This is a genomic window from Actinacidiphila cocklensis (assembly GCF_907177275.1).
Classification (GTDB): domain Bacteria; phylum Actinomycetota; class Actinomycetes; order Streptomycetales; family Streptomycetaceae; genus Actinacidiphila; species Actinacidiphila cocklensis.
Map to the genome: position 1 here is coordinate 1 of NZ_CAJSLV010000087.1, position 10,665 is coordinate 10,665.

The 10,665-nt window shown below is 74.6% G+C and carries 9 protein-coding genes; 5 read left to right on the forward strand and 4 right to left on the reverse strand.

Going from position 1 to position 10,665, the window contains the following annotated elements:
- The first annotated feature begins 429 nt into the window (after positions 1-429).
- A complete protein-coding gene (locus tag NFU81_RS31395) occupies positions 430-1,632 on the forward strand; it encodes an amino acid deaminase/aldolase (RefSeq protein WP_251497560.1) in 1,203 nt (400 codons plus the stop codon).
- 45 nt (positions 1,633-1,677) lie between these two features.
- Here the strand turns inward: NFU81_RS31395 and NFU81_RS31400 are convergent, their stop codons facing one another.
- Together NFU81_RS31400 and NFU81_RS31405 are read right to left on the reverse strand one after the other, a co-directional pair.
- Positions 1,678-2,679 carry a DUF2510 domain-containing protein gene (locus NFU81_RS31400; RefSeq protein ID WP_251497563.1) on the reverse strand — a complete coding sequence of 334 codons (1,002 nt, stop codon included), beginning with the start codon at positions 2,677-2,679 and terminating at the stop codon, positions 1,678-1,680.
- 63 nt (positions 2,680-2,742) lie between these two features.
- Positions 2,743-3,621, reverse strand: a complete 879-nt coding sequence (locus NFU81_RS31405; RefSeq protein ID WP_251497659.1) for a LysR family transcriptional regulator — start codon at positions 3,619-3,621, stop codon at positions 2,743-2,745.
- A gap of 188 nt (positions 3,622-3,809) precedes the next feature.
- Between NFU81_RS31405 and NFU81_RS31410 the strand changes: the two genes are divergently transcribed.
- On the forward strand, positions 3,810-5,069 hold the full coding sequence (locus tag NFU81_RS31410; protein ID WP_251497566.1) for a TDT family transporter: 1,260 nt from the start codon (positions 3,810-3,812) through the stop codon (positions 5,067-5,069).
- Here NFU81_RS31410 and NFU81_RS31415 read toward each other — a convergent pair.
- A complete protein-coding gene (locus NFU81_RS31415) occupies positions 4,988-5,749 on the reverse strand; it encodes a helical backbone metal receptor (RefSeq protein WP_251497569.1) in 762 nt (253 codons plus the stop codon). The genes NFU81_RS31410 and NFU81_RS31415 overlap by 82 nt on opposite strands.
- Before the next feature lie 48 nt (positions 5,750-5,797).
- Here NFU81_RS31415 and NFU81_RS31420 point away from each other — a divergent pair, with 48 nt between their 5' ends.
- Together NFU81_RS31420 and NFU81_RS31425 are read left to right on the forward strand one after the other, a co-directional pair.
- The gene (locus NFU81_RS31420) at positions 5,798-6,739 is read left to right on the forward strand and encodes a 5'-3' exonuclease (protein ID WP_251497572.1); all 942 of its coding nucleotides are present in this window, start codon (positions 5,798-5,800) and stop codon (positions 6,737-6,739) included.
- Positions 6,740-6,878: 139 nt separating this feature from the next.
- Positions 6,879-7,685 carry a polysaccharide deacetylase family protein gene (locus NFU81_RS31425; RefSeq protein WP_251497575.1) on the forward strand — a complete coding sequence of 269 codons (807 nt, stop codon included), beginning with the start codon at positions 6,879-6,881 and terminating at the stop codon, positions 7,683-7,685.
- On the opposite strand, the gene leuA is transcribed toward NFU81_RS31425, so the two are convergent.
- Complete coding sequence (gene leuA / locus NFU81_RS31430) at positions 7,673-9,478, reverse strand: 2-isopropylmalate synthase (RefSeq protein WP_251497578.1); 1,806 nt, start codon at positions 9,476-9,478, stop codon at positions 7,673-7,675. The genes NFU81_RS31425 and leuA overlap by 13 nt on opposite strands.
- 176 nt (positions 9,479-9,654) lie before the next feature.
- On the opposite strand from leuA, the gene NFU81_RS31435 reads away from it, so the two are divergent.
- A complete protein-coding gene (locus tag NFU81_RS31435; RefSeq protein WP_251497581.1) occupies positions 9,655-10,341 on the forward strand; it encodes a FadR/GntR family transcriptional regulator in 687 nt (228 codons plus the stop codon).
- Positions 10,342-10,665: the final 324 nt, after the last annotated feature.

A 10,665-nucleotide genomic window follows, 5' to 3' on the forward strand; every position in this document is an offset into this window, starting at 1 on the left:
GCGCAGGAACCTGCGGCCGTACGCGGTTCGCGTCGGGCGCGGGACTCGGTGGCGCCGCGTCCGCGTCCGGCGCCGCCGCCGGGACTTCCGCCGTGCGGCGCGCCGACGGCGGAAGGTGCGGGTCGGCGGGACCGGTCAGGCGGGTGGCGGGGTTCGGCGGCGGGGGGACCGGGCGGTGGCGGGGCGGCGGCGGGGTCGTGGCCTCGCCGTCCCGCGCCTGTGGCTGCTGCTGCCGGGGGTGGAGAGTGGGGAACGGAGACGCCGGGGGTTCTCCGTTGTCCACTCCGGTGCTCACCCGGCGCCCCCTCGTATGACCTGTACCTGCGCGGCTTGCGCGTCACTCTACGGGGTAGCTGGGGCCTACGGTTCCCACGGGCCGCGCACCGCGGCCCTACCGCTCGGTAGGACCGTTCTGGCAAGCTGCCGCACATGTCAGAGCGCGCAGCCGACCGCACCCGGTACGACCGGGCCACCGCCCACCTCGACGCCCCGCTGGCCGTCGTCGACCTCGCGGCCTTCGACGCCAACGCCGCCGACCTGGCGCGGCGGGCCGCGGGCAAGCCGATCCGGATCGCGACGAAGTCGGTGCGCTGCCGTGCCCTGCTGGAGCGCGCCCTCGACCACGACGGCTTCTCCGGGCTGATGTCGTTCACGCTCGCCGAGTCGCTGTGGCTGGCCAGGGCCGGCTTCACCGACGTCCTGCTCGCCTACCCCTCGGCGGACCGCGCCGCCTACGCCGAGCTGGCCGCCGACCCCAAGCTGGCCGCCGCGGTCACGGTGATGGTGGACGACGTGGCGCAGCTCGACCTCATCGACGCGGCCCGCGGCGCCGGCACCGAGACGGTCAAGGTCTGCCTCGAACTCGACACCAGCCTGCGCAAGCTGGCCGGCCGGCTGCGCATCGGGGCGCTGCGCTCCTCGCTGCACGACCCGGAGCCGCTGGCGGCGCTGGCCCGTACGATCACCGCCCGGCCGGGCTTCCGGCTGGTCGGCATCATGGCGTACGAGGGGCACATCGCCGGGGTCGGCGACGCGGTGCGGGGACGTCCTGTGCGGTCGCTGGCGATACGGCTGATGCAGTCCGCGGCCCGTAAGGAGCTGGCGGCGCGCAGGGCCGAGGCGGTACGTGCGGTGCGGGCCGTCGAGCCGGGCCTGGAGTTCGTCAACGGCGGCGGCACCGGAAGCGTGCAGAGCACCGCCGCGGAGGCGGCGGTCACCGAGATCGCGGCGGGTTCCGGCCTCTATGTGCCGCGGCTCTTCGACAACTACACGTCTTTCCACGGCCGCCCCGCCGCGCTCTTCGCGCAGCCGGTGGTGCGCCGCCCGGGCGTCGGGGTGGTCACCGTGCTCGGCGGCGGCTACCCGGCGTCCGGAGCGCCGGGCAGCGACCGGCTGCCGGTGCCGTACCTGCCCGAGGGGCTGCGCTACGACCCCCAGGAGAGCGCCGGCGAGGTGCAGACCCCGCTGCTGGGGTCGGCCGCGGACGACCTGCTGATCGGCGACAAGGTGTGGTTCCGGCACGCGAAGGCCGGGGAGATGTGCGAGCGGTTCGCCGAACTGCACCTGATCGACGGCGACGAGGTGACGGCGGTGGTGCCGACCTACCGCGGCGAGGGCAAGACCTTCCTGTGACCAGGACCGGGTCCGCCGCCGCCGCGGCAGTGGCGACGGCGGGACTCAGACCCCGGTGCCGGTGCCCCCGGAGCTGCCGCTGCCGTGGCTGGTGTCGGACTTGATGCCCTGGGTGATCTGGTCCATCACCTCGACGCCCGGCGCGTCGGCGGTGATGTCGAAGCCGAAGCGGACCAGTACCAGTTGCTTGGTGGTCGGAGAGGGGAAGACCAGCGACTCGACGTAGCCCTTGGTGCCGGACGCGGTGACGACCTTCCAGCGCACCATGTAGCCCTGCTGGCCCGCGACGGTCACCGGGCCGGCCTTCAGCTGCTGGTGCGAGGTGGTCGCACCGTAGGTGTCCTTGCTGTAGGAGGCGGCGGCGTTCTTCGCGATGTCCTGCTTGGCCGCGTCCTCCGCCGTGGTGGCGGTGATCCCCTCGCCGATCGTCGGCTCCGCCGAGACCCCGCCGAGGGAGCAGTTCCCCGGTGTGGTGCCGGGGCACTTGTAGCTGCCGATCGACAGGCTGGCCCGGTCGTCGCCGGAGCTGCCGGTCCAGCCGTCGAGCACCGGCAGGCTGACCGCGTCGTAGCCGTCGACGGCGGACTTGCCGTCACCGCGCGGCGAGTCGTCGGAGCCGCCGTCGTCACCGCCGCTGCCGCCGTCCGACGGCTGGGGCGCGGGTCCCGGAATCCTGCCGCCGGTGTGGGTGGGCGCCGGCGACGTCTTCGCGTCGTCGCCCTTGTTGTCGTCCTTGCCCAGGACGAGGACGCCGGCGACGATCGCGCCTATCAGGACCAGCGAGGCGACCAGGGCGATCACCACCGTCCCGGTGCGCTTGCCGCCGGAGCCGCCTGTGCCGTCACCCGGGTAACCCGGGTATCCCGGATAGCCGGGGTTGGCCGGGTCGGACGGGTAGCCGGGGTACACCTGCGGGGCTGCCGCCGGGACCGGTGCGGTCCTGGTGTACTCCGTCCACACCGAACCGTCCCACCAGCGTTCCATCGCCGGGCCGTTGCCTGTGTGCCCGGGTTCTGGATACCAGCCGGGCGGGGTCGTCGTCGTCACGGCGGTCACCCTATGGCCCCCGCATGAGAATCCCGTAAGTGGGCGGGTCCGCGAGGTCCCGCCCTAGTCACGGGGTGCCGGACGGCGGGTCAGGCCGAGCAGGTCACGGGCCGGTCCTGCCGGGAGGTGCCCGGCGGGCCACACCGCGCGCAGTTCCCTGCGCAGGTCGAGCCCGGCCACCGGGACGGCGACCAGCCGGTGGGCGGACAGCTCGTCGGCGACGGCGAGTTCGCTCAGCACGGCGGGGCCGGCGCCGCCGACGGCCGCGGTCTTCACCGCGGTGGTGGAGGCCAGCTCCAGCAGCGCCACGGCGTCGCCGCCGTGCGCGGCGAGGCCCGCGTCGAGCACCTGCCGGGTGCCGGAGCCCTTCTCGCGCAGCAGCAGCGGGGTGGCGGCCAGTTCGGCGGCGGGCAGCGGCCTGCGGCGGGCCGCCCACGGGTGTCCCGGCGCGACGACGACCAGCAGCCGGTCGTGCCCGATCACGGCGGCGTCGAGGTCCGCGGGCACGTCGAGGCCCTCCACGAAGCCGAGGTCGGCCTCGCCCGCGGCGACCTGGCGGGCGACCAGGACGGAGTTGCCCGCGGCGAGCGACACGGCGGTGCCGGGGTGCCGCACGTGCAGTGCGGTCAGCCAGCCGGGCAGCAGGTACTCGGCGACGGTCATGCTCGCCGCGACCCGCAGCCGCGAGTCCCGCCGCCCGCGCAGCGCCCGCGCCCCCGCGTCGAAGTCCGCTGCGGCCTCCAGCACCTTCCGCGCCCACTCGGTGACCAGCGCGCCCGACTCCGTGAGCCGCGACCCGCCGGGCGAGCGCCGTACCAGCGCGACTCCGAGCTGCCGCTCCAGCGCCCGCATCCGCCCGCTGGCGGCCGGCTGGCTGATCCCCAGCTCCCGCGCGGCCCGCCCCAGGCTCCCCAGCCGCGCCACGGCGACGAGCAGTTCCATCCCCCCGAGATCCGGCACCCTCCCGGCCAGTCCCCCGGCCACCCGGCCTGCGGAGTCGGCGGCGTCCCGGCCGGCGGCGGGGCTGTCGCCGGGGAGCGGGAGCGGGGACCGGGTCATAAGTCCAGCTTATGAGGTGATCGTCGGGAGGGGCCTACCGGGCAGGGGCGGGGCGGGTGATCGTGGTGGGCATGGTCACTGTTGTCTCCGCCCGGCCGGGCGTGCGCACCGCGGGCGTCCGCTTCTCCTCCAGGAACGTCGGGCCGAACTGGTACGCCGCCGTCATGGGGACCTCGATCGTCGGCAGTGCGGGGGCGGCGGTGCCCGGCAGCCCGGGGTGGCTGCGGGCGGGGTGCACCGGGGTGTGGGTGCTGGCGGCCGCACTGCTCGGGCTGGTGCTCGCCGCACGCGCCGCGCACTGGGCCGGGCACTTGGACGAGGCGCGGCGGCAGTTGCTCGACCCGGCGGTCGCACCCTTCTACGGCTGCCTGCCGATGGCGCTGCTCTCGGTCGGCGGCGGCGCCCTGACGCTGGGGCCGCGGGTGATCGGCGAGCACGCCGCCGTCACCGCGGACGCGGCCTTGTGGACGGCGGGGACCGTGAGCGCGCTGCTCGTCGCGGCGGGGGTGCCGTATCTGATGGTGACCCGGCACCGCATCGGCGCGGCGGACGCCTCGCCCGTATGGCTGCTGCCGGTGGTCGCGCCGATGGTGGCCGCCGCGCTCGGGCCTGCCCTGGTGCCGCACCTGCCGGCCGGCGCCCGGCAGGCCCGCGAGGCGCTGCTCCTCGGCTGCTACGCGATGTTCGGCCTGAGCCTGCTGGCCACGCTGATGCTGCTGCCGCTGGTGTGGGGGCGGCTGCTGCGGTACGGGCCGCTCCCGGTGGCGCTGACGCCGGCGCTGTTCCTGGTGCTCGGGCCGCTCGGCCAGTCCACGACGGCGGCCGGTGCGCTCGCCGACGCAGGCCCGTACGCGGTCGCGCCGCAGTATGCGACGGCGCTGCGCGGCTTCGCCGTCCTCTACGGTGTGCCGGTCATGGGCTTCGCCCTGCTGTGGCTCGCCATGGCGGCGGCCATGGCGCTGCGCGCGGCCCGCAGGGGCCTGCGGTTCTCGATGACCTGGTGGGCCTTCACTTTCCCCGTCGGCACCTGCGCGACGGGCGCCGCCGCGCTGGCCCGGCACACCGGGCTGCATGCCGCGTCCTGGCTGGCGGTGGTTCTTTACGTCGCCCTGGTCGCCGCCTGGGCGGCGGCGGCCGCCGGCACCCTGCACGGCCTGCTGACCGGCACGCTCCCGGCCCCCGCCGCGGCCCCCGCTCCTCAGCCCGCGGTCGCCGCGGCAGGCACGCCCCAGCCCGCGCCCGCCGACGGTCAGCCCGCGGTCGCCGCGGCCAGTGCGGCGGCCAGGACCGTGGGGGCGGTCGCCAGCGAGGGGCCGTACCAGGTCAGGTGACGACCGCTCATCAGGGCGGCGGGCACTCCGGGGAAGGCCTCGGGGCCGTCGTCCGCGGTGAAGCGGTAGGGCTCGTCGGGGAGGACGACCATGTCGGGGCGGGCGGCCAGCAGGTCGGGCAGCGGGATGCGCGGGTAGCGCTCCGCGTGGCCGGCGTGGACGTTGGCGACGCCGAGCCGCGCGAGCAGATCGCCGGCGAAGGTGTCGCGGCCGAGCACCATCCAGGGGCGGCGCCAGATCGGTACGACCGCGCGCAGCGGCCGCGCCGGCGGCGCCGGCGCGTCCCGCCAGGCGGCCTCGGCGGCGTCGAGCCAGTCCGGGCGGGCCAGGCCGCAGCCCTCGGTGAGCACCCGGTCCAGCTCGGCAAGGGCCTGCGGCAGCGACCGCACTTCGGTGACCAGGACCTCGACCCCCGCCGCGCGCAGCGCGTCCAGGTCGGCGGGGCGGTTCTCCTCCTCGTTGGCGACCACCAGGTCGGGCGCGAGTGCGGCGACGGCCGCGACGTCGGGGTTCTTGGTGCCGCCGATCCTGGCCACGTCCAGGCCGGCCGGGTGGGTGCACCAGTCGGTGGCGCCGACCAGCAGCTCCGGCGCGGTCGCGGCGACCGCCTCGGTGAGCGACGGCACGAGCGACACGACACGGCGTACGGCGCAGCCGCGCCCCCGGTTCAGGTGAGCCATCGGCCCACCGTACGGGCCGCTGTCGGTGGTGCGTGCGATGCTTTCGCGGTGACCGACCAGAAACAGGGCGGCAAGTTGCTGCTGCTCGACACCGCGAGCCTGTACTTCCGCGCGTATTTCGGCGTTCCCGAATCGGTGAAGGCGCCCGACGGCACCCCGGTCAACGCCGTGCGCGGGCTCATGGACTTCATCACCCGGCTGGTCACCGACCACTCCCCCACCGACCTGGTCGCCTGCATGGACGCGGACTGGCGCCCGCAGTGGCGGGTGGACCTGATCCCGTCGTACAAGGCGCATCGCGTCGCCGAGGAGGTCGAGGGCGGCGGGGACGTCGAGGAGGTGCCCGACACCCTGTCGCCGCAGGTGCCGGTCATCGAGGCGGTGCTGGACGCGCTCGGTATCGCCCGGGTCGGGGTGGCCGGTTACGAGGCCGACGACGTCATCGGCACGCTGGCGTCCGCCGCCGCGGGGCCGGTCGCGATCGTCACGGGCGACCGCGACCTCTTCCAGCTGGTGGACGACGCGCGCGGGGTGCGGGTGCTGTACCCGCGCAAGGGCGTCGGGGACTGCGACGTGATCGACGAGGCCGTGATCGAGGAGCGGTACGGCGTACGGGCCGGGCAGTACGCCGATTTCGCCGCGCTCAGGGGCGACCCGAGCGACGGCCTTCCCGGCGTGAAGGGCATCGGCGAGAAGACCGCGGCGCAGCTGGTGACGGAGTACGGCGACCTGGCCGGGGTCCGGGCGGCCGCGGGCGAGCCCTTCTCTCGACTGACGCCGGCGCGGCGGCGCAACATCATCGCCGCGGCGGACTACCTGGACGTCGCACCGAAGGTCGTCGCCGTCGCGAAGGACGTCCCGCTCCCCGCTTTCACCCCGGCCCTCCCCCGCACCCCTGCGTCGCCCGCCGACCTGGACGCCCTGGCGGCCCGCTGGGGCCTCGGCGGCTCCCTCACCCGCCTGGTCGACGCGCTGGCGCTCAGGGGCTGACACTCCACCCGAAGAGGTAGGTATCGGCGCAGTTCACCCGCTATACGCGGCATGTATAGCGGGTGTGTAGAGTGACCATCCGCACCCCACGGCGCACAGCGCTCACACAGTCGACGCACCGACCCCCGGAGGTTCCGCCATGCCGAAAACGTCCCGTCCGGTCCGGCGGACCGCACTGACCGCCGGGCTCGCGGCGGCGGCCCTGGCCTTCACGCTGACCGGGTGCGCGACCTACGACGCGCAGACGCCGAAGAGCGCGCGGGAGGCCGCGTACAAGGCGGCCGACGACGGCAAGGCGGGCGCCGGGAGCCAGGGGGCGCTGCCGGCCGGGGCGGTGGACTGCCGCGAGGCCAAGTGCATAGCCCTGACCTTCGACGCCGGGCCGAGCGAGCACACCCCCGCCCTGCTGAAGATCCTGGCGGAGAAGAAGGTACGGGTGACCTTCTTCCTGCTCGGCCACAACCACGTCGACAAGTACCCCGACCTGGTGCGGCAGATGGGGCAGAACGGCAATGTGCTGGGCAACCACACCTGGACCCACCGCCGGCTGACCGACCTCAAGCCCGCGGAGATACGCACCGAGCTGGACCACCTGGACACCGAGGTGGAGAAGCTGACCGGCAAGCGGCCCACGCTGATGCGGCCGCCGCAGGGGCGCACCGACGAGAAGGTGTCGAAGGTCTGCAAGGAGCTGGGCCTGGCGCAGGTGCTGTGGAACGACACCGCGAGCGACTACGCCACCACCGACTCGGCGCTGATACACAAGCGGATACTCAAGGACGCCCACCGCGACGGCATCATCCTGCTGCACGACCTGTACAAGGGGACGGTGCCCGCCGTCCCCGGCATCATCGACGCGCTGCGGGCGCAGGGCTACACCTTCGTGACGGTGCCGGAACTGCTCGCACCCGCAGCGCCCGAACCGGGCAAGGTCTACCGGCCCTGACTCCTCTCCCCCGCACCGCGGTTGACGGCGGCGAGCACCGCACGCACGGACGCGGTCAGCTGCGAGGTGTCGCGCCCCGCACCCCAGGTGACGGCGTCGCCGGTCCTGCACCTGGCGTAGGCGACGGCGGGGCTGTCGGGTCCTGAACCGGTGGCGTGCTCGGCGTAGTCGAGGATGTCCACCGCGATGCCGGCCCCGGCCAGCGCGGCGGCCAGCGCCGACAGCGGGCCGTTGCCCGCAGCGTGCAGATCGACGGGCGGGCGGCCGTCGCGGCGCAGCACGCCGCGGAAGTCGTGGGCGCCCGGGGCGGTCTGCGCGGTGTGCCAGTCCGTGACGGTCAACGGGCCGTCGGCCGGGGCGAGATAGGCCTGCTCGAACAGCTCCCACAGCTCCTTCGCGGTGACTTCCGCGCCGCTGGCGTCGGCGGCGCGCTGCACCGTGCGGGAGAACTCGGCGCGCAGCGGCGCGGGCAGGTCCAGGCCGTGGTGGGTGGCCAGCAGGTAGCCGATCCCGCCCTTGCCCGACTGGCTGTTGACCCGGATCACCGCCTCGTAGTCGCGGCCGATGTCCGCCGGGTCGATCGGCAGGTACGGCACCGCCCACGGTGCCTGGCCCGCGGGCACCCCGGCCTCGGCGGCCCGCCGGGCGTGCTCGTCCAGGCCCTTCTTGATGGCGTCCTGGTGGGTGCCCGAGTAGGCGGTGTGCACCAGGTCGCCGACGTAGGGGTGGCGGCCCGGCACCGGCAGCCGGTTGCAGTGCTCGACCGTGCGGCGGATCTCGTCGATGTCGGAGAAGTCGAGCATCGGGTCGACGCCCTGGGTGTGCAGGTTGAGGGCGAGGGTCACCAGGTCGACGTTGCCGGTGCGTTCGCCGTTGCCGAACAGGCAGCCCTCGACGCGCTGCGCGCCTGCCAGCACCGCGAGTTCGGCGCACGCGACGCCCGTACCGCGGTCGTTGTGCGGGTGGACGGAGAGGATCACCGCGTCCCTGCGCTCCAGTTGGCGGTGCATGTACTCGATCTGGTCGGCGTAGACGTTGGGGGTGGCGATCTCCACGGTGGCCGGCAGGTTGTGGATGACCGGCCGGTCGGGCGAGGCGTCCCACAGCCTGGTCAGCCCGTTGCAGACCTCCAGGACGTAGTCCGGCTCGGTCAGGTTGAAGACCTCGGGCGAGAACTCGAAGCGCACGCCGGGCTGCCGCTCCGCCAGCCGGGCCATCCGCACGGCCGACTCCTCGATCAGCGCCCGCAGTTCGCGCCGGTCCCGGCCCAGGACGACGTCGCGCCAGACCGGGGCGGTCGCGGTGTAGAGGTGGACGACGGTACGCGGCAGGCCGCGGATCGAGGCGAAGGTCGTCTCGATCAGGTCGGCACGGGCGGCGGTGAAGACCACGACGGTCACGTCGTCGGGGACGGCGCCGCTGTCCGCCAGATGGCGTACGAACTCGAAGTCCGTGCGGCTGGCCGAGGGGTAGCCGACCTCGGTCTCCTTGTAGCCCATCGCGACCATCAGGTCGAACATCCGGCGCTTGCGGGCCGGGTCCATCGGCTCGGCCAGCGCCTGGTTGCCGTCCCGCAGGTCGACCGGCACCCACAGGGGCGCCCGGTCGATCCGCCGGGTCGGCCACCGGCGCGCGGTGCCCGCCGGGATCTCGACCCGCTCGTGGGCGGGCCGGTAGCGGTGCGACGGCATCGCGCTGCCGCGCTGCGGGTTCCACCGGGGTGCGCCGGGCGGCACCGGGCCGCGCGGGGTGCGCAGGGTGGGGAAGGCGGTGGCCTGGGGTGGGGTGCTCATGGGGTGTGCGTCCGTTCCTGGGTGCGTGCCGGGACGACCGGCAGCACCGAACCCCGCGGCGGGGTGCCGGTCGCTTCAGGCCCCGCCACGGCATCCGAGAAGGAGACCCCGCTGCGTCATGGCGGGTAGAGTAGCCATGAAACAAGTCCTCAGACAACCTGAGAGGTGAAACGGCCATGCCGCTCGGTTCACTGCGGCCAAGCCCGCTGGTCGAACAGGCCACCGAGCATCTGCGCGAGCAGATCCTCGGCGGGCAGTGGCCGGTGGGCACCCGGCTGCCCGGCGAGACCGCGCTCGCCACGTCGCTGGGCGTCGGGCGGTCGACCGTGCGCGAGGCGGTACGGGCACTCGCGGAGGCCGGCCTGGTCAAGTCGCGGCAGGGCGCGGGGGTCTTCGTCATCTCGACCGAGCCGCAACAGGACTTCGGGGCCAGGCTCCGACGAGCGGCTCTCGCCGAGGTCTACGAGGTGCGGGCGATGCTGGAGGTGCAGGCGGCGCGGCTTGCCGCGCACCGGCGCACGGACGAGGACGTCGCCGTGATGGTCGCCGCGCTCGCCGCGCGGCGGCTGGCGTCCGGCGGTGACGACGCGGCGTTCGTGGACGCGGACATCGCGCTGCACGCGGCGATCGTGGCGGCGGCGCGCAATCCTGTCCTCACGGACCTCTTCGCCGAGTTCGCGCCCGTCCTCCGGGAGGCCCTCGTCGACCTCGTCGACCTGCTCGCCCTGCGGGCGGCCGACCCCGCCACGGGTGAGGCGGCGCATGCGTCACTGGTCTCGGCGATCGCCTCCGGCGAGGCGGAGGAGGCTGCCGGCATCCTCGACGCGGAACTCTCCGCGACGCTCACCCGCCTCCGCACGTAGCCCCTGCGGGGAGCTCGCAGGAGGGTGCCCCTTGCTGTGACGGTGCGCCTCTCCCCCGGTGGTGGGTTGCGCACGCAGTTCCCCGCGCCCCTTCGGCGATTGCCCCTTGCGGTGCGTCGCTGACCTGCGGCTGCGTCGTGGCCGGTCGCGCAGTTCCCCGCGCCCCCGGGTGATTGCCCCTTGCGGTGCGCTGCTTGTCTGCCGCGCCAACGTGGCTGAGCGCGCAGTTCCGCCCCCAGAGCTTCGCCTGGGGGTACCCCCAGCGCCGCCTGAAGAACGGTCACCCTCTGCACAGAGGGCAACCCACAAGGGGCGCGGGGAACT